Origin of the sequence: Streptococcus sp. CF8_Ac1-9 (assembly GCF_024295565.1) — a bacterium.
Taxonomy (GTDB): domain Bacteria; phylum Bacillota; class Bacilli; order Lactobacillales; family Streptococcaceae; genus Streptococcus; species Streptococcus parasanguinis_X.
Genome location: NZ_JANCOY010000008.1, coordinates 14,235 through 34,984, shown reverse-complemented (window position 1 = coordinate 34,984; position 20,750 = coordinate 14,235). Strand labels below are relative to the sequence as shown.

General features: G+C 43.3%; 24 protein-coding genes and 1 other annotated feature. Of the genes, 18 read left to right on the top strand and 6 right to left on the bottom strand.

The window, feature by feature from the left end; translation table 11 throughout:
• Positions 1–3: 3 nt before the first annotated feature.
• Positions 4–720 (top strand): YebC/PmpR family DNA-binding transcriptional regulator, encoded by a 717-nt coding sequence (locus NML76_RS09855; RefSeq protein ID WP_003005873.1) that lies wholly within the window; start codon positions 4–6, stop codon positions 718–720.
• Between the two features lie 52 nt (positions 721–772).
• Here NML76_RS09855 and NML76_RS09850 read toward each other — a convergent pair whose 3' ends face one another.
• Genes NML76_RS09850 through NML76_RS09835 form a run of 4 tightly spaced genes read right to left on the bottom strand, consistent with a single transcriptional unit; the run spans position 773 to position 3,540 of the window.
• Entirely contained in the window at positions 773–1,099 is a 327-nt protein-coding gene (locus tag NML76_RS09850) for a DUF5960 family protein (protein ID WP_031575871.1), read from the bottom strand.
• Positions 1,080–1,451: a hypothetical protein gene (locus NML76_RS09845; protein ID WP_070673748.1), complete on the bottom strand. Its 372-nt coding sequence runs from the start codon at positions 1,449–1,451 to the stop codon at positions 1,080–1,082. Before NML76_RS09845 ends, NML76_RS09850 begins: the two co-directional genes overlap by 20 nt.
• On the bottom strand, positions 1,448–2,860 hold the full coding sequence (locus NML76_RS09840; protein ID WP_070673749.1) for a Y-family DNA polymerase: 1,413 nt from the start codon (positions 2,858–2,860) through the stop codon (positions 1,448–1,450). Before NML76_RS09840 ends, NML76_RS09845 begins: the two co-directional genes overlap by 4 nt.
• A gap of 2 nt (positions 2,861–2,862) precedes the next feature.
• On the bottom strand, positions 2,863–3,540 hold the full coding sequence (locus NML76_RS09835) for an XRE family transcriptional regulator (protein ID WP_031575880.1): 678 nt from the start codon (positions 3,538–3,540) through the stop codon (positions 2,863–2,865).
• Between the two features lie 160 nt (positions 3,541–3,700).
• On the opposite strand from NML76_RS09835, the gene asnA reads away from it, so the two are divergent.
• From asnA to trpB, 14 genes are all read left to right on the top strand, one after another.
• A complete protein-coding gene (gene asnA / locus NML76_RS09830) occupies positions 3,701–4,693 on the top strand; it encodes an aspartate--ammonia ligase (protein WP_061455285.1) in 993 nt (330 codons plus the stop codon).
• Positions 4,694–4,941: 248 nt separating this feature from the next.
• Complete coding sequence (rsmD, locus tag NML76_RS09825) at positions 4,942–5,481, top strand: 16S rRNA (guanine(966)-N(2))-methyltransferase RsmD (protein WP_070673750.1); 540 nt, start codon at positions 4,942–4,944, stop codon at positions 5,479–5,481.
• Positions 5,471–5,959 carry a pantetheine-phosphate adenylyltransferase gene (coaD, locus tag NML76_RS09820; protein ID WP_070673751.1) on the top strand — a complete coding sequence of 163 codons (489 nt, stop codon included), beginning with the start codon at positions 5,471–5,473 and terminating at the stop codon, positions 5,957–5,959. Before rsmD ends, coaD begins: the two co-directional genes overlap by 11 nt.
• The gene (locus NML76_RS09815; RefSeq protein WP_070673752.1) at positions 5,943–7,025 is read left to right on the top strand and encodes a SepM family pheromone-processing serine protease; all 1,083 of its coding nucleotides are present in this window, start codon (positions 5,943–5,945) and stop codon (positions 7,023–7,025) included. Before coaD ends, NML76_RS09815 begins: the two co-directional genes overlap by 17 nt.
• A 161-nt stretch (positions 7,026–7,186) precedes the next feature.
• On the top strand, positions 7,187–7,897 hold the full coding sequence (gene ccdA2, locus NML76_RS09810; RefSeq protein ID WP_070673753.1) for a thiol-disulfide oxidoreductase-associated membrane protein CcdA2: 711 nt from the start codon (positions 7,187–7,189) through the stop codon (positions 7,895–7,897).
• A 26-nt stretch (positions 7,898–7,923) separates the two neighbouring features.
• Positions 7,924–8,259, top strand: a complete 336-nt coding sequence (locus NML76_RS09805; protein ID WP_048715812.1) for a hypothetical protein — start codon at positions 7,924–7,926, stop codon at positions 8,257–8,259.
• Positions 8,260–8,318: 59 nt separating this feature from the next.
• Entirely contained in the window at positions 8,319–8,879 is a 561-nt protein-coding gene (locus NML76_RS09800) for a redoxin family protein (RefSeq protein ID WP_070673978.1), read from the top strand.
• Between the two features lie 12 nt (positions 8,880–8,891).
• Positions 8,892–10,013 carry a peptide-methionine (R)-S-oxide reductase MsrB gene (gene msrB, locus NML76_RS09795; RefSeq protein WP_070673754.1) on the top strand — a complete coding sequence of 374 codons (1,122 nt, stop codon included), beginning with the start codon at positions 8,892–8,894 and terminating at the stop codon, positions 10,011–10,013.
• A 58-nt stretch (positions 10,014–10,071) separates the two neighbouring features.
• Positions 10,072–10,806 carry a response regulator transcription factor gene (locus tag NML76_RS09790; RefSeq protein ID WP_048715808.1) on the top strand — a complete coding sequence of 245 codons (735 nt, stop codon included), beginning with the start codon at positions 10,072–10,074 and terminating at the stop codon, positions 10,804–10,806.
• Positions 10,803–12,515, top strand: coding sequence for a sensor histidine kinase (locus NML76_RS09785; protein ID WP_070673756.1), 1,713 nt, complete (start codon positions 10,803–10,805; stop codon positions 12,513–12,515). The genes NML76_RS09790 and NML76_RS09785 overlap by 4 nt, the downstream gene beginning before the upstream one ends.
• A gap of 284 nt (positions 12,516–12,799) precedes the next feature.
• Positions 12,800–13,375, top strand: a complete 576-nt coding sequence (locus NML76_RS09780; RefSeq protein ID WP_049483935.1) for a YutD-like domain-containing protein — start codon at positions 12,800–12,802, stop codon at positions 13,373–13,375.
• Between the two features lie 6 nt (positions 13,376–13,381).
• Entirely contained in the window at positions 13,382–14,470 is a 1,089-nt protein-coding gene (gene rlmN, locus NML76_RS09775) for a 23S rRNA (adenine(2503)-C(2))-methyltransferase RlmN (protein WP_003005918.1), read from the top strand.
• Entirely contained in the window at positions 14,457–14,984 is a 528-nt protein-coding gene (locus tag NML76_RS09770) for a VanZ family protein (RefSeq protein WP_049498546.1), read from the top strand. The genes rlmN and NML76_RS09770 overlap by 14 nt, the downstream gene beginning before the upstream one ends.
• Before the next feature lie 67 nt (positions 14,985–15,051).
• Positions 15,052–15,287: a binding site (T-box leader), on the top strand.
• A gap of 121 nt (positions 15,288–15,408) precedes the next feature.
• Complete coding sequence (gene trpB / locus NML76_RS09765) at positions 15,409–16,596, top strand: tryptophan synthase subunit beta (RefSeq protein WP_254733412.1); 1,188 nt, start codon at positions 15,409–15,411, stop codon at positions 16,594–16,596.
• Positions 16,597–16,602: 6 nt separating this feature from the next.
• Here trpB and NML76_RS09760 read toward each other — a convergent pair whose 3' ends face one another.
• Complete coding sequence (locus NML76_RS09760; RefSeq protein WP_254733410.1) at positions 16,603–17,262, bottom strand: A24 family peptidase; 660 nt, start codon at positions 17,260–17,262, stop codon at positions 16,603–16,605.
• A gap of 87 nt (positions 17,263–17,349) precedes the next feature.
• On the opposite strand from NML76_RS09760, the gene NML76_RS09755 reads away from it, so the two are divergent.
• Together NML76_RS09755 and NML76_RS09750 are read left to right on the top strand one after the other, a co-directional pair.
• Complete coding sequence (locus NML76_RS09755) at positions 17,350–17,568, top strand: YqgQ family protein (RefSeq protein ID WP_003017930.1); 219 nt, start codon at positions 17,350–17,352, stop codon at positions 17,566–17,568.
• Positions 17,568–17,951, top strand: coding sequence for a rhodanese-like domain-containing protein (locus NML76_RS09750; RefSeq protein WP_070594381.1), 384 nt, complete (start codon positions 17,568–17,570; stop codon positions 17,949–17,951). Before NML76_RS09755 ends, NML76_RS09750 begins: the two co-directional genes overlap by 1 nt.
• 44 nt (positions 17,952–17,995) lie before the next feature.
• On the opposite strand, the gene NML76_RS09745 is transcribed toward NML76_RS09750, so the two are convergent.
• Positions 17,996–18,721, bottom strand: coding sequence for a 16S rRNA pseudouridine(516) synthase (locus tag NML76_RS09745; protein ID WP_254733408.1), 726 nt, complete (start codon positions 18,719–18,721; stop codon positions 17,996–17,998).
• 178 nt (positions 18,722–18,899) lie between these two features.
• On the opposite strand from NML76_RS09745, the gene typA reads away from it, so the two are divergent.
• Positions 18,900–20,747 (top strand): translational GTPase TypA, encoded by a 1,848-nt coding sequence (gene typA, locus NML76_RS09740; protein WP_003017941.1) that lies wholly within the window; start codon positions 18,900–18,902, stop codon positions 20,745–20,747.
• Positions 20,748–20,750 lie beyond the last annotated feature (3 nt).

Sequence of the window (20,750 nt, the reverse complement as noted above, 5' to 3'; positions counted from 1 at the left end):
CTCATGGGACGTAAATGGGCCAATATTGTTGCCAAGAAAACTGCCAAAGATGGTGCCAACTCAAAAGTGTATGCCAAATTTGGTGTGGAGATCTATGTAGCTGCTAAAAAGGGTGAACCAGATCCAGAACTAAATACTGCTTTGAGATTCGTTATTGACCGTGCCAAACAAGCGCAAGTGCCAAAACACGTGATTGATAAAGCGATCGATAAGGCAAAAGGAAACACTGACGAAACCTTTACAGAAGGACGTTACGAAGGATTTGGACCAAATGGTTCGATGTTGATCGTTGATACTTTGACTTCAAACGTTAACCGTACAGCTGCCAATGTCCGTGCTGCTTTTGGTAAAAACGGTGGGAACATGGGAGCTTCAGGTTCTGTATCTTACCTCTTTGACAACAAAGGTGTTATCGTCTTTGCTGGTGATGATGCTGATGCGATCTTTGAACTTTTGCTTGAAGCAGATGTGGATGTAGATGATGTCGAAGCAGAAGAAGGAACGATCACAGTCTACACTGCTCCAACTGATCTTCACAAAGCAATCGTTGCTTTGCGTGAATCAGGTGTCGAAGAATTCCAAGTAACAGAATTGGAAATGATTCCTCAATCAGAAGTTGAGTTGTCAGGTGAAGATTTGGAAACATTTGAAAAACTTTACAGCGTTCTTGAAGACGACGAGGACGTACAAAAAATCTACACAAACGTAGATGGATTCTAATCACTCGTAAGGACTGTAGTGAATCCCATAAATCAAGAAAAAGGATAGCTTCTTAGATCAAGCTATCCTTTTTCTCTGTCTGATGAGGATCTATCTTTTGTAAGTGATGTCCTGTATAAGCGTAAATACGGGTCAGGGGTGATTGGGAGAGTGTGGAAACTTTAAAATAGAAATAATGGTCTCGATGATCCCGACTTTTGGTGTGGTGAAGACGAAAGTAGTTTCGCTGGCCTGCTGCCATAGAGTGGAGAATATCGTCTTCTAAAAAGACGAGCGGCGTAGAAGTAGCGGCCCACTTGTAAAAGTCCATCTCAAATTGGTGGTAATTCTCCGAAAAATAATCAAATTGTAATTCGTGTTTATTCTGAATAGGTTTCATAGGGTGTTTCCTCAGATTCAATAAAAATGATAGAGTCTACGAGGAGACGGTGGTAGTGGCCATCGCTTTTGAGAAGAAGCTCAGAAGCAGATAAGGTGTGAATCGAACCTGTGTAGGTTGCAAATTGATTCCCCTCTAGAGTCGTGATCGAGATCGTCGTTTGTTGTTGGAAGGCCTGCTCGAGGAGCTGAATCTGTTCAGCAAATGGAAGAACCGTGAGCTGACTGCGGTTGATTTCTTTGGTGTGAAGGGCAGTTGTGTGCTCAGATAAAAAGAAGCCGGCCCATTTGGCCATGCCACGGTCTTGAAATTCGCGTGCGGATTGATAAGGGAGATAAGAACGGTCGATCATGTTAATCCATCTAAGCCTCCTGCGGAATGTCCGCCTGTTAGTTTACTGCGTGCAATGGCGCGTGAGTTTTCTAGTAATGAGGAGCCTTTCTGAAGAGAGGTAAAGCCAAATTGGTCCCGAATGCGATCAATCGTCTGCTGGAGTTTCTCCTCTTTTTCCAAGGCTACTGGATCATCGAAGAGAGAAAAGAGTTGAAGAGACTCCTCGACAAGTTCTCCATAAAAAACACCAATCTGCCGAATGGCGCCTCCTTCGTACTTGGAGCGAAAGAGCCGCAGAACCGTATCGGATAAAACCTTGGTGGATTGGGTGGGCTCAATCTTTTGCTGGCAGTGAATGGACGGAAGCCCCTCGATTTTGGAGTAGGAGGCATGAATGGAGACCAGTTGGGTCTTCTTTTTTTTCCGTCGCAAGCGAATAGCCACCTGTTCAGCCATCTCCCGAAATACCAGTTCAATGTCGGCTTGTAGATAGTAGTCATAGGGCAAGATTTGAGAGTTACCAATGCCTCGTGATTTCGGACGATAAGGCTTGTGGACATTGCTTTCATCAATGCCATGAGCATGGAACCACAGTTGAAGACCCATGACTCCGAATTCTTTCTTTAAGAGATCTGGGTGAGCCTGGGCTAGTTCAGCAATCGACGTGATCCCGATCCCTTGCAATCGTTTTTCAGTGCGACGTCCAATACCCCAAAAATCAGTGAGCTGGGGCAGTTTCCAGACCTTACTTTCTACATCTTCATAAGACCAATTGGAGCGCATATTTCGACAATGCTTGGCTTCATTGTCCAAGGCTAGCTTGGCAAGAAGGGGATTGGCGTTGCTGAGGCCGATGGTAGAGTAGATTCCAGTTTCCTGCCAGATCCTTTTTTGGATTCTGGCAGAAAGGAGATCCAGTTTTTCCTTTCGAGAGAGGGAGGAATCTGGAATAAAATAATTTAAGGAAGAAGTCAGATCGATAAAGCCTTCGTCAATCGAGTAAGGGAAAATATCATCTGGTGCCGCAAATTCCTGAAAGACCTTCTGAATCTCCATATTGACCTGAATGTAGGCATTCATCCGTGGAGGCACAATCAGAGTCCTCTTGGCCCAGGATTCAATGGATGCAATAAAGGCTGGATCTGTTGGCAATCCTTGCTTTTCGGCGACGTAGCTATTAAATTTTCTGGTTTTGAGATCAAAAGGTAGGTCGTAGCTCCGGCTGACATTTTTCTTGCCAAAGACTTGTTTGAAAACGGGAGAGCTGGCCAAAATCAGGCCAGCAGAATTGTCGCTTCGGCTCATGACACAAAGGGAAGTGGTCAAGGGATTGAGCCCCAGACGGACACACTCACAGCTAGCATAAAAACTTTTCATATCCACAAAAGCAATATCAGAATGAGGCTCACGTGAATAATCAAATAGCATACTTACACCTCAAGTGGAAGAAAATGCCCGACTACAATACCGACGATTTTGGGCTCGTCTTCATAAGGAGCAAATAAATCGTCATAATCAGGGTTGATGGATTCTAAGCGCAAGCCTTCCGCTTCCCGATAGACTTTCTTGATGTAAGTTTTTCCATTCCAGATGAGGGCGTAGACAGCTCCATCATAGTCAAATCCGGTCTGCTTCATGAGGGCAACAGAGCCATTGGGGTAGAGAGGTTCCATGGAATTTCCGGATACCCAAGATGCGAAGTCATGCTGGATCTCTTTGTCAAAATAGACGGTTTCATAGTCTGTTTCGTTATCATAAAAGGTATGTCCTAAACCAGCTGCCAGCTCAATTGAAAGAACCTTATAAGCCGTCAAGGAAACAACTTTTTGCTGCTGCTCTAATAACTGGCTGGCCAATTGGTCGACTTTCTTTTGATGAGGTGGGGTTAATAAAGGGTAGGTGTAGAGTGCAGACTCTTTGTTAATAAAGTAGTCCTCTTTAACGGAGAGGCGCTTGGCCAACCTCCTGAGATTTTTTTCGTGTGGCTCCGCTAAGCCATTCTCCCAACTGGAGTAAGTCTTGCGAGAAATTTTGAGATCCTCGTAGACATCTGCTTGGGTCAAGCCTTTTTCCAGGCGTCTTTCTTTTAGTTTTTTTGCATCAAACATGTCGCTTCTCCTACGTAACGTTTTAAAAGTTACATATAGTTTATCAAAAATAAAATCCTTTTGCAAGAGAAAAATTCCGTTATAAGGGGATGGAAAGACTTGGATTTTAAGTGAAAAAAGAGTATAATCAGTTTTACAACTTCTATCAACGAGGGATTATATGAAAAAAAGTTTTATACACCAACAAAAAGAAATTTCGTTTGTTAAAACGACTTTTACACAATATTTAAAAGATAAATTGGACATCATTGAAGTCCAAGGGCCAATTTTGAGCAAGGTCGGAGACGGGATGCAAGATAACCTTTCTGGGATTGAACATCCGGTATCTGTAAAGGTCCTTCAAATTCCTGATGAGACTTATGAAGTCGTGCATTCACTTGCGAAATGGAAACGCCATACCTTGGCACGTTTTGGGTTTGGCGAAGGCGAAGGCCTCTTCGTCCATATGAAGGCTCTTCGTCCAGATGAAGATTCGCTAGACGCCATCCACTCTGTTTATGTAGACCAATGGGATTGGGAAAAAGTCATTCCAAATGGTCAACGCAACATCGCCTACCTTAAAGAAACAGTTGAAAAAATTTACAAGGCGATTCGGTTAACAGAACTAGCAGTAGAAGCGCGTTATGATATTGAGTCTGTCCTTCCAAAACAAATCACCTTCATTCACACTGAAGAATTGGTGGAACGCTATCCAGACTTAACTCCAAAAGAGCGTGAAAATGCCATTGCCAAAGAATTCGGAGCTGTTTTCTTGATTGGGATTGGTGGAGAGCTGGCAGATGGCAAACCACACGATGGACGCGCACCTGACTACGATGACTGGACAACAGAATCTGAAAATGGCTACAAGGGATTGAATGGTGATATCCTTGTATGGAATGATGTCCTAGGTTCAGCCTTTGAGTTGTCTTCAATGGGGATCCGTGTCGATGAAGATACGCTTCGCCGTCAAGTTGCGATCACAGGGGACGAGGATCGTCTCCAATTAGAGTGGCACAAAGCTTTGTTAAATGGTCTTTTCCCACTTACAATTGGTGGAGGGATCGGACAATCTCGTTTGGCGATGTTCTTGCTTCGTAAGAAACATATCGGTGAAGTCCAAACCAGTGTCTGGCCTCAATCTGTCCGTGATGAATATGAAAATATCCTATAAGGAAAGAAAGAGAGTGGGACAGAAATCGGTAATTCGTTAGAATTCGATTTCGTCGTCCCACCTCCGCACAGTTGAGTAGGGCTGTAAAAGCTGATGAAATCAGCGTAGTAGAGCCCACTCAACCACTGCGTCTTGCTCGACAATGCAAAAATAATTGAGAGGCTAGGACTTTTGTCCCAGCCTCTTTTAATTGTCGCTTAACCATATCAAATCGCAATTTTCTGATTTTTTTTGGTATAATGGTCCCTATGAAAATAGTATCTGGAACCTATGGGGGACGTCCCCTCAAAACACTTGAAGGAAAAACAACCAGGCCGACTTCTGATAAGGTCAGAGGGGCCATGTTCAATATGATTGGTCCTTACTTTGATGGCGGAAGAGTGCTGGATCTCTATGCAGGAAGCGGTGGTCTCTCTATTGAGGCAGTCTCTCGAGGCATGTCAGAGGCGGTTCTAGTGGAAAGAGATCGTCGAGCGCAGGAGATTGTGGCAGCTAATATTGCCATGACCAAGGAAAAGGAACGGTTTCAACTACTAAAAATGGAGGCCAAGCAAGCCTTGTGGCTTCTAACGGGCACCTTTGATCTGGTTTTCTTAGACCCGCCTTATGCCAAGGAAGAGATTGTCCGCGATATCGAAACCTTGTGCGAGCGCCATCTCTTATCAGAAAACATCATGATTGTGTGCGAAACAGATAAACATGTAGAACTTCCTGAGGAAATCGGACAGGTGGGAATTTGGAAAGAAAAAATCTATGGAATTAGTAAGGTAACAGTATATGTCAGATAGAACTGGATTGTTTACAGGATCGTTTGATCCGATTACCATTGGGCATGTGCAATTGATCGAGCGGGCGAGCCGCTTGTTTGACCGTGTCTATGTCGGAATTTTTTATAATCCGGAAAAAGTCGGACTCTTTTCCATTGAGCAGCGCGTGCGCATGGTGGAAGGGGCCTTGGCTCATTTGGAAAATATTGAAATTGTGACGTCGACCCAAGAGTTGGCTGTGACAGTGGCACGTAATCTTGGTGTCATCACCTTGATCCGGGGCTTGCGCAATGCACAGGATTTGGTTTACGAAGCCAATATGGATTATTTTAATCACCAGTTGGCACCTGAATTGGAGACGGTTTATCTTTATGCCCAGCCTCCTTACCAGGCCATTAGTTCAACGCGTATTCGAGAGTTGCTGGCTTTTCAGCAGGATATCTCACCTTATGTCCCAGAGAGTGTAATGGAGGAAATTAAAGATGACACAAGCGAATAAACCAAGCTTGACCCCTAAAAAGAAAAAAGGACGGTTGAAAGAATACCGATGGCCGATTGCAGGAGTTCTTTTCTTGCTTCTCTTGCTAGCTGCTTTTGTGATCCGCCTTCCCTATTATATTGAGATGCCGGGAACGGCAGAAGATATTCGATCCGTCATGACAGTGGATGGAAAAATGGATACCAAGTCAGGATCCTATGATTTTGTAACCGTGGCAGTGAAAGAAGCAACTCCGGCTGATTTGATCTATGCCTGGATGACTCCTTTTACAGATATCCACTCTAAACAAGAAATGACTGGTGGCAGTTCCAGTGAGGAATTTTTCAGGATGAATCAATTCTATATGGAAACCTCGCAAAATATGGCCAAATACCAAGGGTTGAAAACTGCTGGTAAAGAGACAGAGATGGAATTCTTGGGTGTCTACGTCATGGAAGTCATGGAGGATTCTACTTTTAAAGGTATTTTAAATGTTACGGATACAGTTATCGCTGTGAATGACAAAACCTTCAAGAGCTCAAAAGAGCTCATCGAGTATGTTGGTTCCCAAAAAATTGGGGACAAGGTCTCAGTGACCTACACAGAAGATGGCCAGACCAAGACTGCTGAAGGAAAGATTATTAAGTTGGTCAATGGCAAGAATGGGATTGGGATTAGCTTGATTGACCGGACAGAAGTGAAGAGTGATGTACCGATTGAATTTGCGACAGCTGGCATCGGTGGTCCAAGTGCCGGGATGATGTTTAGTTTGTCCATCTATACCCAAGTAGCGGATCCAGACCTTCGTCAGGGACGCCATATCGCGGGGACAGGGACCATTAACCATGATGGGACTGTCGGAGATATCGGTGGAGTGGATAAAAAAGTCGTAGCAGCAGATCGCGCTGGTGCTGAAATCTTCTTTGCCCCTGATAATCCAGTGACAGAAGAAGTCAAAAAGAACAATCCGAATGCCAAGAGCAACTACGACGAAGCGGTAGAAACAGCTAAGAAAATTAAAACCAAGATGAAAATTGTTCCTGTCAAAACCTTGCAGGATGCCATTGACTATTTGAAAAAGAATTAAAGTAGCTTGTTTGACAAATTTCGTACTTGAACGTATGACATCGTGTTAGCAGAGGGGAATATTCACCTTCTAATTAAATTCAAGTTTTTGCTTATCAATCTCTCTATTTTTAGAGGGATTTTTTCTTTATACTGGTATCAGAAAGAAAGGGAGGTAGTGAAATGATTCAAACCAGTTTGTTTTCCATTTCAGTATTCTTAGCGGGAGTTCTATCCTTTTTCTCCCCGTGTATTTTGCCACTGATGCCAGTCTATGTAGGGATTCTATTGGATTATGAACGCGTGAAGACGGTTCGAATTTTTGGAAGAGACATTTCTTGGTATGGCCTGGTGAAGACTCTTTGTTTTATCGCAGGTCTATCAACTGTTTTCCTGATTCTAGGATACGGTGCAGGGGCCCTTGGCCAGGTGCTTTATGCTCCCTGGTTCCGTTACCTACTAGGAGGGATTGTCATCTTATTGGGAATCCATCAGATGGGCCTCATCAATCTTCAGCAACTCCAAAAACAAAAGAGTATCCAACTGAAGAAGGATGAAAAACGCAATGAATTCTTCAATGCTTTTCTGATAGGGGTCACCTTCAGTTTTGGTTGGACCCCTTGTGTCGGACCAGTTTTGAGCTCTGTTTTAGCCATTGCAGCTTCTGGAGGAGATGGTGCATTGCAAGGCGCTCTCCTGATGCTGGTCTATACATTAGGCTTGGCGCTGCCTTTCTTGCTTTTGGCCTTGGCTTCTAGCTGGGTTCTACAACATTTTGCTAAACTCAAGCCCCATATGGGAACCTTGAAAAAAATTGGTGGTGCCCTCATCATCTTGATGGGCATCTTGCTGATGCTAGGAAATCTTAATAGCCTCGCATCCCTGTTTCAATAATCTTGAATGATTAAAGGAGAAAAATCATGAAAAAAATTCTTGCACTTTCTATTGCTACACTTAGCATCGTCACTTTAGCAGCTTGTTCTGGACAGAAGTCAGATTCAGACATGAAAAAAACGGACGATAGTAGTATGATGAAGAAGGACGATATGAAGAAGGAAGATATGAAGAAAGATGACATGAAGGATTCATCCATGTCCGATGATAAAATGAAAAAAGAAGACATGAAAGATTCATCTATGATGTCTGACAGCAGTTCTGAAATGAAGGACGATATGAAAAAAGATGAGATGAAATCTAGCGATTCAGAAATGAAAGATGAAAAGAGTGAATCATCTGATATGAAATCAGACAACTAATGAAAGAAGGGAGAGGTCATCTGAGGATGACTTTCTCCTTGTTTAAAGAGGTAATAATGATGAAGAAATTAGCTTTAGTAGCTGCAGGATTCTTGTGTACTGGACTTTTGGGGGCTTGCTCTAACCAAGGAATGGAATCATCCAACAAAAGTGAGACTAAGCAGACATCCACAACGGGATCTTCAGAGCAAGCTGGAAAGAAGGTTCAAGAGTTTAACCTGCAAGGAGTAGACGGTAAGACCTACCGCTTATCTGATTACAAAGGGAAGAAAGTTTACCTCAAATTTTGGGCTTCCTGGTGCTCTATTTGCCTATCGACATTAGAGGATACCAATGAGTTGGCAAAAGAAGAGGCGGGTAAGGATTATGTGGTCTTATCCGTTGTAGCTCCAACTTTTAATGGTGAAAAATCAGAAGCAGATTTCAAAAACTGGTACCAGTCTTTGGATTACAAGGATTTCCCAGTCTTGCTAGATAGTAAAGGGGAGCTGCTAAAAGAGTATGGGATTCGGTCTTATCCATCGGCACTCTTTATCAATAGTGATGGGACTCTCGCTAAGACCCATATCGGTTATATGAGCAAGGAAGACATCGTCCAGACTCTAAAAGAAATGAAGTAAGGAGGACATAAAATGGAAACAAAATGGAAACTCATTTCCATTCTTTTAGTGGGGCTATTTTGTTTTGGAATCTTTTTCCTTGTCAAAGGATCCATGGCCTTGGATACATCAGATGCGACGACTGAGCAGATCAAAAAAGCGTCCATGAGTCAGACACCAGTAGCAAACAAAAAGAAGGAAGAAAAAGTCAATCCAGAAGACCAACGAGAAATCTATCTAGCTGGTGGTTGCTTCTGGGGTGTGGAAGAGTATTTTTCCCGTGTTCCGGGTGTCATTGATGCCGAATCAGGTTATGCCAATGGAAAAGGGGATACCACCAAGTATGAATTAGTCCCTCAAACAGGCCATGCTGAAACAGTTCATATCACTTACAATGTCAAGCAGGTATCTCTGAAAGAATTGCTCCTGCATTATTTCCGGATTATCGACCCAACGTCGAAGAATCGTCAAGGAAATGATCAAGGGACTCAATACCGAACAGGTGTCTATTATGTCTCCCAAGAAGACCTTCCAACCATTAACCAAGTCTTTGAAGAGGTAGCAAAAAAATACGACAAACCGTTAGCAGTGGAAAAAGAGGAACTGAGCAATTTCATCAAGGCTGAGGACTACCACCAGGATTATCTAAAGAAACATCCGAATGGGTACTGCCATATCGATGTCAATCAGGCTTCTTATCCTGTTATTGATGCTAGCCGCTACTCCAAGCCAAGTGATGAGGAAATCAAAAAGAAGTTATCTCCTGAAGAGTATGCGGTGACACAAAAAAATGATACCGAACGAGCCTTCTCCAATCGTTACTGGGATCAGTTTGATGCCGGTATTTATGTAGATGTCGTGACTGGTGAGCCTCTCTTCTCCTCTAAGGATAAATTTGATTCTGGTTGTGGTTGGCCAAGTTTCAGTCGGCCAATTAGTCCTGATGTGGCGATTTATAAGGAGGATAAGAGTTTCAATATGACTCGGACAGAAGTTCGGAGCCGTGTGGGAAATTCTCATCTGGGCCATGTTTTTACCGACGGTCCCAAGGAAAAAGGCGGCCTTCGCTATTGCATCAATAGCTTGTCAATCAAATTCATCCCTAAAGCAGAGATGGTGGAAAAGGGCTACGGTTATTTATTGGACTATGTCTGAGACATTTGGAGCCACAATTTGCTATAATAAGCATAGCAAAGACAAGTAGGTGAAAGACATGTATGCGATCATGATTGTGGAAGATGAAGAGCTTATCCGGCAGGGACTGACTTCCTTAGTGGATTATGAACAGTTTGGAATGACCGTCATCAACCAGGCAGAAAATGGCCGTGAGGCCTGGGAGAAGTTTCAAGATCAACCAGCTGATATCCTTCTAACCGATATCAATATGCCACAAATGAATGGCTTGGATCTGGCCCATCTCGTCAAAGAGCAGTCTCCGTCTTGTCATATCATTTTTTTGACAGGTTATGATGACTTTGAGTTTGCAAGGAAAGCCATCAAGTTAGGTGCAGATGATTATTTGCTGAAGCCTTTTTCAAAAGATGATATTGAAGAGATGTTAGCAAAGGTGAAAGGAAAACTCGATCAAGAGCGAAAAAAGGCACAAGTCGAAGATTTGGTCAGTCATGGTTATTCGACAGACTTGGAAGAAGCTATTCATGCTCGTTTAGCAGATTCCCAGTTAACCCTGAAGGATTTGGCCTATCAACTTGGTTTCAGTCCCTCTTATCTAAGTGTATTGATCAAGAAAAAATTGGGACTTCCCTTTCAAGAATACCTTATCCAGGAGCGAATGAAGAAGGCTCGGCTCTTGCTTCTCACGACAGATTTAAAGATTTATGAGATCGCCGATCAGGTTGGTTTTGAAGATATGAACTATTTTTCTCAACGCTTTAAGCAGGTTGTTGGGGTGACGCCAAGGCAGTACAAAAAAGGAGAGCATGAATGAAACGATATCCTTTGCTGATCCAGCTGGTCCTCTACTTTTTTCTCTTCATTCTCTTGCTGTTTGGTCTTATCGGTAGCCTCTATTATCAAACGAGCTCAGGGACGATCCGCCAGCTAACGGAGCGGACGACAAGAAATAGTATCGATCAAAGCAGTCAGTTTATAACCTCTTATCTAAAAAAATTAAAGCAGACCACAACAGTGCTTAGCAAGGAACAGGCTGTTAGGCAATTTGCCCAAGACAAGAGTGCGGATCAAGAAACGGTTCAGCACTTGATGCGAACGATGATTGAAACGGATCCGGACCTGGTCTCAGCAGTCCTGGTGACTAAGGACGGACGTCTGGTAGCGACAGATACCAAAATCAGCATGCAGACTTCTTCAGATATGATGAATGAAAGTTGGTATCAAGAGGCGATTAAGGAAAGAGCCATGCCGGTCTTGACGCCAGCTCGAAAGGAATCCTTGACCTCGGAAAAAGAAAAATGGGTGGTTTCTATTACCCAAGAAGTGGTCGATCAGACCGGACAAAATCTCGGAGTAGTACGCTTGGATATTGGCTACGATAGCCTTCAGGCTTACTTGGATCACCTTCAACTAGGGAAGCAAGGCTTTAGTTTTATCATTAATCAAAAGCATGAGTTTGTCTACCATCCTAAAAAGGCGGTCTATTCCTCCAGCAAAGAAATGCAGGCCATGCAGCCCTATATTGCTGTGAAAGATGGTTATGCAAAAGGAGGGCAGAATTTTATCTATCAGGTTCCGATTCCAAATAGTGATTGGACCTTGATTGGAGTGGCTTCACTTGAAGGACTTCAGATGCTTCAGTCGCAACTCCTGTACTCTTTTATTGGCCTAGGATTACTAGCTTTGATCATGTGTTTAATAGGAATCGGCTTTGTTCTGCGTTTGTGGATCAAACCCTTACGAGACCTTCAGACTATCATTTTGAGGATTGGAGCAGGAGATGCTCACGTGAGAGCTGCAGCCAAAGGATCTCCAGAATTGGTGGACCTCGCTCAAGCTTTTAATGCCATGTTGGACCAAATCGATAACCTCATGCAACAGGTCAAGGAAGAGGAGCAGAACGCACGGCGTTACGAGTTGCGGGCACTTTCGGCTCAGATTAATCCGCATTTCCTCTATAATACCTTGGATACGATTGTCTGGATGGCGGAGTTTAATGATAGTCGGCGCGTGGTCGACATCACCAAGTCTCTGGCTCAATATTTTCGACTGGCTCTCAACCAAGGCCAGGAACAAATCCTACTGAGAGATGAAATTGACCATGTACGCCAGTATCTTTTCATTCAAAAGCAACGTTATGGTGAAAAGCTCAATTATGAAATTCTAGAAGATGAACGCTTGGGCGACTATCAGCTCCCCAAATTAGTGCTTCAACCCTTAGTGGAAAATGCGATTTACCATGGCATTAAAGAGATCGATCGGCCCGGTCTCATTCGAGTGACGACTGAAGTCAGTGGAGACTCCGCCTGCGTATCGATTTTTGACAATGGACGAGGGTTTGACCGATCAGAGTCAACAGACCAAACCCTTCTTCGTTTAGGAGGTGTTGGCTTGAAAAATGTGGACCAACGATTGCATCTTCAATTTGGCGAAGCCTATCATATGGAGATTGATTCTAAGGCCAATAGCTATACGAAAATCACTCTTTATTTGCCTCTTCCATCCGGCAAAGAATATTCATAGAGGCTGGGACAAAAGTCCTAGCCTCTCAATTATTTTTGGATTGTCGAGCAAGACGCAGTGGCTGAGTGGGCTCTACTACGCTGATTTCATCAGCTTTTACAGCCCTACTCAACTGTGCGGAGGTGGGACGACGAAATCGAATTCTAACGAATTACCGATTTCTGTCCCACTCTCTTTTTGTTCTCAAAGGAATTTCAACTCTTTTCTAGTCAAATCTGACGCAAGTCATCAAATTTGTGATAAAATAAAGTGTTACAGTAAATAGATTTTGATGAAGGAACACTATGCGAAAAGAGATTGACCCTGAATTATATAATTACAATAAATTTCCTGGACCTGTGTTTCGTCAGGTAGGAGACCAGATCCTTTCAGAAAACCTCTCCTTTGAACTGTTGAAAAATGAGAAGGAAGCATTTGATGCGACCGTTTTTGGTCAGCGATTTTCTGAGATTTTAACCAAGTTTGATTACATTGTTGGTGATTGGAGCAATGAGCAGTTGCGCTTGCGTGGCTTTTATAAGGAAGAGCGCGATGTTGCAACGATGGATAAACTAAGTCGCTTAGACGATTATTTGTTAGAATATTGTAGCTATGGTTGTGCTTATTTTGTCCTTGAAAATAAGGAGCCTCATCGTGCTTCTTTTGATAAGAAATCACCGGTCAAAAAAGCTCAATCAGAAGAAAGAGAACCTAAAAAGCGTTCGCGTAATCGCAAACAAAAAGATCGTTTCCAAAAACGAGAACGCGACAAGGGACAACCAGCCAAAAACTCGAAAAAAACAAGACCGTCTGCTGAGACTAAAAAGACAACGAAGACAGACAACAAACGTCATTTTGTGATTCGACAAAAAGAGGAGTAAGAAAGAATGAAACCATCCATTTATAGTTTAACACGCCAGGATATGATTGATTGGGCGGAAGAAAACGGCGAAAAGAAATTCCGTGCAGCACAAATCTGGGAATGGCTCTATCGCAAACGCGTCCAGTCTTTCGAAGAAATGACCAACCTTTCTAAGGACTTGATTGCGAAGTTAAATGATCAATTCGTCGTCAACCCACTCAAGCAACGGATTGTGCAAGAGTCAGCAGATGGAACGGTCAAGTATCTTTTTGAATTGCCAGACGGCATGTTGATTGAAACCGTCTTGATGCGTCAGCACTATGGTTTATCTGTCTGTGTAACGACTCAAGTAGGATGCAATATCGGTTGTACCTTCTGTGCTTCTGGTTTGATCAAAAAACAACGCGATTTGAACAATGGGGAAATCGTGTCTCAAATCATGTTGGTCCAAAAATACTTTGACGAACGTGGCCAAGATGAACGGGTCAGCCATATCGTTGTCATGGGGATCGGAGAACCATTTGACAACTATAACAATGTCTTGAAATTTATCCGGACGGTCAACGATGACAAGGGATTAGCGATTGGTGCTCGCCATATTACCGTGTCAACTTCTGGTTTGGCTCATAAAATTCGTGACTTTGCAAATGAAGGTGTGCAGGTCAATTTGGCAGTGTCCCTTCATGCTCCAAACAATGACTTGCGCTCTAGTATCATGAAGATCAACCGGGCCTTTCCAATTGAAAAATTGTTTGCGGCGATTGAATACTATATTGAGACTACGAATCGTCGGGTGACCTTTGAGTACATCATGCTCAATGAAGTCAATGATGGAGTCGAGCAAGCTTTAGAGTTGGCAGAATTGCTCAAGAATATCAAGAAATTGTCTTATGTCAACTTGATTCCTTATAATCCTGTCAGTGAGCATGACCAATATAGCCGGAGTCCAAAAGAACGGGTCATGGCCTTCTATGATACCTTGAAAAAACAAGGTGTTAACTGTGTAGTGCGTCAAGAGCACGGTACAGATATTGATGCAGCCTGTGGCCAATTGCGTTCAAATACCATGAAACGGGATCGGGAGAAAGCGATTGTTGAACATGCGCAACCTTAAACAAGGGCTGATCGATCATACAGAACTAACAAAAAGAGGAAGAAGGCTGTTACGGAGTGGCAGCTTCTTCTATTTTATCCTCTTGTGTTTGATGTGTTTTTTGCCCCAACAGCCAGAGCCAGGTATGGAAACACCGGGTATTCAACATTTCGGTCGTATCGTCGTCCTGCTGGTTCCTCTTAATTCGGTGATGAATCTTGGCCAGATTACCAGTGTCCTCCAACTCATTAAGGTCATTCTCCAAAACATAGCCAATATCTTTTTGTTAAGCCCGCTGGTCTTTCAACTTCTCTGGCTATGGCCCTGGTTGAGGAGTCGAAAACGGGTCTTGTGCTCCGGCTTTGCGATGAGCTTGTGGATTGAATGTAGCCAAGTTCTGTTAGATCTCTTGTTTGATGCCAATCGTGTCTTTGAGCTAGATGATTTGTGGACCAATACCTTAGGCGCTTATCTGGCTTATTTAGGCTTTCAGTATTGCAGAGCACGATTGCTAGCAAAAAATGGGGAAATGTAAAATCCGAACATTTTAACCACTTTTTAAAATTTTTGTTGACAAAGTCAGAAGCGGGAGCTATAATAGCTTCAAGACATCAGAAAAGTAGAGATTTTTCTCACTTCCAGGGAGCTTGTGGTGATTGCGAACAAGCAGTGGTGAATCTTGAAATGGGCTGATGCGTTTATGATGATGAATTTGAAACAATAAAAATTCGGTGAGCACACCTTATCGTGCACCCTGTTGCTAGACAGGTCAGAGATGTAGGAGAAAGAATGTCTTCCTACAATTGAGGTGGCACCGCGGTATCGAATCGTCCTCACACAGATTTTTCTGTGTGAGGTTTTTTGTATCTCAAAGGAACCCAGTGAGACTGCAGCTCAAAGGACCCGCGAGAGAAAAAGATCATAAACAGGATTAAAGATATAGAAAAGAGGACATAATCATGACAGAAACAAAAGGCTATTTCGGACAATTTGGTGGATCTTTCGTACCAGAACCCATTCAAAACTTGCTCAATCAATTAGAGGAAACCTTTGAACAGTATAAAAATGATCCAGAATTTATCGCAGAATACAAACATTATTTGAAAGATTATTCTGGACGCGAAACACCACTCTACTTTGCGGAAAGTTTGACAGATCATTTAGGTGGAGCAAAAATTTATTTGAAGCGCGAAGACTTGAATCACCTAGGTTCGCATAAATTAAATAACGTCTTGGGGCAAATCCTCTTGGCTAAACGCATGGGCAAAACGCGCGTGATTGCTGAAACAGGAGCCGGTCAACACGGTGTAGCTACAGCAGCTGCGGCAGCTAAGTTTGGCATGGCCTGTGATGTCTACATGGGGGCAGAAGATGTGGAACGCCAACGCTTGAATGTCTTTCGCATGGAAATGATGGGGGCAACCGTTCATGCGGTTGAAACCGGGACTAAGACCTTGAAAGACGCCGTGGATGCTGCGTTTGGAGCATGGATGGCGGATCTGGATGCCTTTTACGTTTTGGGTTCTGCTGTTGGCCCTCACCCTTACCCAACCATTGTGCATGAATTCCAAAAGGTGATCAGTGAAGAATCTAAACGTCAAATCTTGGAAAAAGAAGGTCGTTTGCCGGATTATGTGATTGCCTGTGTCGGTGGTGGCTCCAATGCCATCGGTGCCTTTTCTGAATATGTCGCAGAAGAGGAAGTCGGCTTGATTGGGGTAGAAGCAGCTGGTCATGGCTTGGATACCGATCAGCACGCAGCGACCATGACCAAAGGGACTATCGGTGTGGTTGATGGGATGAAGACCTATGCAGTTTTTGGCGAAGATGGAAAAGTAGCGCCAGTGTACTCGATCTCTGCTGGTTTGGACTACCCAGGGGTTGGTCCAGAGCATGCTTTCTTTAAAGATTCTGGTCGTGTCGAATACGTAGCAGCAACAGATGATGAAGCAGTAGAAGCTCTTCTTCTTCTCAGTAAGACAGAAGGGATCCTCCCAGCTATTGAAAGCTCACACGCGATTGCAGAAGCGGTTAAACGTGCTCCACAATTGGATAAAGACAAGATCATCATCATCAATGTTTCCGGACGTGGGGACAAGGACGTAGCTGCTATTGCTGATTATCTAGAAGCGAAGGCTGCAAATTAAGCAATCTTATCTACAAAACATCGTATAAAGCAGTAAAGCGTGATAACTGAGAAAGAGACAGGGAACAAAGGGAATCCGGTCTCTTTCTTTTTTGAGAGCAAAGATGAGAATGCCTAAGATGGATGCGATCTGAATGAGAACGAGGATCTTGGTAAAAGAAAAGCTGAGCGAAAAGGTGGCGAGTAAGAGGAAATCTCCTGCTCCCATTCCGATAAAGAAAAAGTGAGCTTCGATCGCAAGGAGTAAAAAGACCAGCATGAGGAGATTACTACCGGATAAAAAGAGGACCAGGGTATGGAGACAGCACCAGATGACCAAGGGGTATTCCATAAAGCGAAGGTCATAGATAGCTAAAACGGCAGCTCCCAGTAGTGTTAGAAGCTGAGGCAGAGAAAGGAAACCATTGGCGCAGGCTAAAAAGAGCAGGCCACTCCAGATCTCAAAAAGGCAGTACCAAAATGGGTAGGGCTGATGACAGTAGCGACAGCGAAAGCGATGGAGTAGTTGCGAGATGATGGGGATGAGATCCCAAACTCCAAGGACGTGCTGACAGTGATCACAATGACTGCGAGGAGCGAGAATGGATTGGTTTGGGAAACGATCGACAACTAGTCCCAAAAAAGAGGCGATGCAAGTACCGATGGTAAAAAAATAAAAGTTAATCATACTTATTTATTCGTAAAGCAATCGGAAAATGTCATCATTTGCTTGAAAATCTTGTAAAGCCTTTCTAAATTTGATACAATAATGAACATGAAAAACCTGTATGATGTTCAACAATTTTTAAAACGTTTTGGAATCATCATTTACGTAGGGAAGCGCCTCTATGACATCGAATTGATGAAAATTGAGCTTCAACGTCTTTATGATGCAGGCCTGATGGAGCGGCTCGATTATTTAGAAGCCGATACCGTTTTAAGAAGAGAACACAAGCAAGAATTAGAATTTTTGAAAAAGAGTGAGGTAGAGTAATGGGAAATATCATTGTTTGGTTGGCTATTTTAGGAGCGTTTGGATGGATGGCGTTTAATTATTTCCGCATCCGTAAAGCTGCTAAATTTGTGGACAATGCAACCTTTGAAGAGCTGATTCGTCAAGGGCAGTTGATTGACTTGCGAGAGCCAGCTGAGTTTCATGCCAAGCATATTTTAGGAGCACGCAACATTCCTTCTACTCAGTTGAAATTGAGTCTTGCAGCCTTGCGCAAAGACAAACCAATTTTGCTCTATGAGAATAGCCGTAGTTCGCGTGTAACCAATGCGGCCCTATATCTTAAGAAACAGGGTTATACAGACATTTATGTCTTGTCTTATGGTCTTGATTCTTGGAATGGGAAAGTGAAAAAAGACGCTTAATAAAAAAGAGCTCTAACTGCACAAAGTGTGTGGTTAGAGCTTTTTTATCTCGTTTTTTCAAGGTAGTATTTGACCCATGTGAGCTCTACCTCATTCAAAGGCCGGCTTTCACCAGGGGCTAACTGAGGATCCAAGGTGAAGGGACCAAAAGACAAGCGTTTTAAGGTCATTACTTTGACTCCAATGGCCAAAAACATCTTTTTCACTTGGTGGTATTTTCCTTCTGAGATTCGGACCTGGGCCTTGCTGTAGCTGGGGTTACTTTCTAGAATAGTTAAGGAAGCAGGCTTGCAGATAGGGCCGTCCGTGAATGAAATCCCATTCTGAAATTGCTCGATGTGGGCTGCATAGAGCGGACCATTGACTTCTACCTCATAGACTTTCTCCACATGGTATTGAGGATGGAGCAGTTGAAAGCCTAAGGGACCATTATCTGTGATGAGGAGCAGACCACTGGTATCGCGATCGAGGCGACCAAGCGGATAGAGATCTGGGTACTCTTGCTGGGGGTCCACTAGCTCGATCACCGTTGGATGGTGGGCGTCTCTTTTGGCAGTCACGGCCCCGATAGGTTTATAGAGCATGTAGTAGTGGTGACGCGGTTCTTGAATGATTCGTTCCCCGATTTGAATCTGTTGGAGTCCAGGGTCGATGTTTTGGGATAGCTTTTGAGCTGGTAGGTGATCGACCAAGATTTGCCTTCGGGCCAGAAGTTGTTTGATGTCTTTGCGAGCGTACTGATGGTTTGCCATCAATTGATCTAATCTCATGGGAGCCTCTTTTTCTGAAATTCTTATCATCAGTGTATCATGAAAAGAAAAGGAAATCGAGTCGGAGAAAAGAAATGAAGATGAAAACATTTACAACTAGCTGAACTGTGTTTTTTAGATAGGACTGTGGTATAATTGTTCAGTTAGAAATATTATTTAAAATTTTATAGAGGAAATCATGACAAAATTAAGAGAAGATATTCGTAACGTTGCGATCATTGCCCACGTTGACCATGGTAAAACAACCTTGGTAGACGAATTGTTGAAACAATCGCACACCTTGGATGAACGTAAAGAATTGCAAGAACGTGCAATGGACTCAAACGACCTTGAAAAGGAACGTGGGATCACGATCCTTGCTAAAAATACAGCCGTTGCTTATAACGGAACTCGAATCAATATCATGGACACACCAGGACACGCGGACTTCGGTGGAGAAGTGGAACGGATCATGAAAATGGTCGATGGGGTTGTATTGGTCGTAGATGCCTACGAAGGAACCATGCCTCAGACGCGTTTCGTATTGAAAAAAGCCTTGGAACAAGACCTTGTTCCGATCGTTGTAGTTAACAAAATCGACAAACCATCTGCTCGCCCAGAAGAAGTTGTAGATGAAGTTCTTGAGCTCTTCATCGAATTGGGTGCGGATGATGACCAATTGGAATTCCCAGTTGTTTATGCATCAGCGATCAACGGAACCTCTTCACTTTCAGATGATCCAGCTGATCAAGAGCACACAATGGCACCGATCTTTGATACCATCATTGATCACATCCCAGCTCCAGTTGATAACTCAGATGAGCCCCTTCAATTCCAAGTATCCCTGCTTGATTATAACGACTTCGTTGGACGTATCGGTATCGGACGTGTCTTCCGTGGTACTGTAAAAGTTGGGGACCAAGTAACCCTTTCTAAATTGGATGGAACAACTAAGAACTTCCGTGTTACCAAACTCTTTGGTTTCTTTGGTTTGGAACGTCGTGAAATTCAAGAAGCTAAAGCGGGTGACTTGATCGCTATCTCTGGTATGGAAGATATCTTCGTTGGAGAAACCATCACACCGACAGACGCAGTTGAAGCTCTTCCAATCCTTCACATCGATGAACCAACCCTTCAAATGACCTTCTTGGTTAACAACTCACCATTTGCTGGTCGTGAAGGGAAATGGGTGACCTCTCGTAAAGTTGAAGAACGCTTGCAAGCGGAATTGCAAACAGACGTCTCTCTTCGTGTTGACCCAACTGATTCACCTGATAAATGGACAGTTTCAGGACGTGGGGAATTGCACTTGTCTATCTTGATTGAAACCATGCGTCGTGAAGGATACGAATTGCAAGTATCTCGTCCAGAAGTTATTATCAAGGAAATTGATGGTGTCAAATGTGAACCATTTGAGCGCGTGCAAATCGACACACCAGAAGAATATCAAGGATCTGTTATCCAAAGCCTTTCTGAACGTAAAGGTGAAATGTTGGATATGATCTCAACTGGTAACGGTCAAACTCGTTTGGTCTTCCTTGTTCCAGCGCGTGGTTTGATTGGATACTCAACAGAGTTCTTGTCAATGACACGTGGTTACGGAATCATGAACCACACCTTTGACCAATACTTGCCAGTGATTCCAGGAGAAATCGGTGGACGTCACCGTGGTGCGCTTGTTTCAATCGATAACGGAAAAGCAACCACTTACTCTATTATGTCTATCGAAGAACGTGGTACGATCTTTGTCAATCCAGGTACAGAAGTGTACGAAGGAATGATCATTGGGGAAAACTCTCGTGAGAACGACTTGACCGTAAACATTACGAAAGCAAAACAAATGACCAACGTTCGTTCAGCTACTAAGGACCAAACAGCGGTTATCAAGACTCCTCGTATCTTGACCTTGGAAGAATCTCTTGAGTTCTTGAACGACGATGAGTACATGGAAGTAACACCTGAATCTATCCGTTTGCGGAAACAAATCTTGAACAAAGCAGAACGCGAAAAAGCAAATAAAAAGAAAAAATCAGCAGCTGCTGAATAATAC

Bases quoted from the DNA above. Each gene is read 5' to 3' on its own strand.
- NML76_RS09855 (WP_003005873.1), top strand. From the start codon at position 4: ATGGGACGTAAATGGGCCAATATTGTTGCCAAGAAAACTGCCAAAGAT.
- NML76_RS09850 (WP_031575871.1), bottom strand. From the start codon at position 1,099: ATGAAACCTATTCAGAATAAACACGAATTACAATTTGATTATTTTTCG.
- NML76_RS09845 (WP_070673748.1), bottom strand. From the start codon at position 1,451: ATGATCGACCGTTCTTATCTCCCTTATCAATCCGCACGCGAATTTCAA.
- NML76_RS09840 (WP_070673749.1), bottom strand. From the start codon at position 2,860: ATGCTATTTGATTATTCACGTGAGCCTCATTCTGATATTGCTTTTGTG.
- NML76_RS09835 (WP_031575880.1), bottom strand. From the start codon at position 3,540: ATGTTTGATGCAAAAAAACTAAAAGAAAGACGCCTGGAAAAAGGCTTG.
- asnA (WP_061455285.1), top strand. From the start codon at position 3,701: ATGAAAAAAAGTTTTATACACCAACAAAAAGAAATTTCGTTTGTTAAA.
- rsmD (WP_070673750.1), top strand. From the start codon at position 4,942: ATGAAAATAGTATCTGGAACCTATGGGGGACGTCCCCTCAAAACACTT.
- coaD (WP_070673751.1), top strand. From the start codon at position 5,471: ATGTCAGATAGAACTGGATTGTTTACAGGATCGTTTGATCCGATTACC.
- NML76_RS09815 (WP_070673752.1), top strand. From the start codon at position 5,943: ATGACACAAGCGAATAAACCAAGCTTGACCCCTAAAAAGAAAAAAGGA.
- ccdA2 (WP_070673753.1), top strand. From the start codon at position 7,187: ATGATTCAAACCAGTTTGTTTTCCATTTCAGTATTCTTAGCGGGAGTT.
- NML76_RS09805 (WP_048715812.1), top strand. From the start codon at position 7,924: ATGAAAAAAATTCTTGCACTTTCTATTGCTACACTTAGCATCGTCACT.
- NML76_RS09800 (WP_070673978.1), top strand. From the start codon at position 8,319: ATGAAGAAATTAGCTTTAGTAGCTGCAGGATTCTTGTGTACTGGACTT.
- msrB (WP_070673754.1), top strand. From the start codon at position 8,892: ATGGAAACAAAATGGAAACTCATTTCCATTCTTTTAGTGGGGCTATTT.
- NML76_RS09790 (WP_048715808.1), top strand. From the start codon at position 10,072: ATGTATGCGATCATGATTGTGGAAGATGAAGAGCTTATCCGGCAGGGA.
- NML76_RS09785 (WP_070673756.1), top strand. From the start codon at position 10,803: ATGAAACGATATCCTTTGCTGATCCAGCTGGTCCTCTACTTTTTTCTC.
- NML76_RS09780 (WP_049483935.1), top strand. From the start codon at position 12,800: ATGCGAAAAGAGATTGACCCTGAATTATATAATTACAATAAATTTCCT.
- rlmN (WP_003005918.1), top strand. From the start codon at position 13,382: ATGAAACCATCCATTTATAGTTTAACACGCCAGGATATGATTGATTGG.
- NML76_RS09770 (WP_049498546.1), top strand. From the start codon at position 14,457: ATGCGCAACCTTAAACAAGGGCTGATCGATCATACAGAACTAACAAAA.
- trpB (WP_254733412.1), top strand. From the start codon at position 15,409: ATGACAGAAACAAAAGGCTATTTCGGACAATTTGGTGGATCTTTCGTA.
- NML76_RS09760 (WP_254733410.1), bottom strand. From the start codon at position 17,262: ATGATTAACTTTTATTTTTTTACCATCGGTACTTGCATCGCCTCTTTT.
- NML76_RS09755 (WP_003017930.1), top strand. From the start codon at position 17,350: ATGAAAAACCTGTATGATGTTCAACAATTTTTAAAACGTTTTGGAATC.
- NML76_RS09750 (WP_070594381.1), top strand. From the start codon at position 17,568: ATGGGAAATATCATTGTTTGGTTGGCTATTTTAGGAGCGTTTGGATGG.
- NML76_RS09745 (WP_254733408.1), bottom strand. From the start codon at position 18,721: ATGAGATTAGATCAATTGATGGCAAACCATCAGTACGCTCGCAAAGAC.
- typA (WP_003017941.1), top strand. From the start codon at position 18,900: ATGACAAAATTAAGAGAAGATATTCGTAACGTTGCGATCATTGCCCAC.